1 protein-coding gene is annotated in these 236 nt (G+C 42.4%); it reads left to right on the top strand.

The genetic code is table 11. The features are described from left to right. On the top strand, positions 1-236 hold a 236-nt coding region (locus ICJ84_RS16800), incomplete at both ends, for a Ger(x)C family spore germination protein (protein WP_455423516.1).

The following is a 236-nucleotide window of genomic DNA, read 5'->3' as shown; positions in this document are numbered from 1 at the left end:
ATTCAGGGTACCATTACTTATCCAGTGTTTAATATGGATGGTAATGTTCGAGTTGAGACGTTAACAGCAGTATCTCACACGAGTCGGTTTATCCGGTCGAAACTAAATACGCAATCTCCTAAGACACTTACGACAGGACAGCTGCGTGTGGTGTTGTTCAATGACCGCTTTGCAGAAAAAGGAATTATCGAGATCGTAAATTCCCTTTACCGAGATCCTAACGTAGGAAATCGACT

The sequence above is a fragment of the Aestuariibaculum suncheonense genome, assembly GCF_014596935.1.
Taxonomy (GTDB): Bacteria; Bacteroidota; Bacteroidia; order Flavobacteriales; family Flavobacteriaceae; genus Aestuariibaculum; species Aestuariibaculum suncheonense.
Note: the sequence above shows the minus strand (reverse complement) of the source record. Positions and strands in the feature narration are given on the sequence as shown.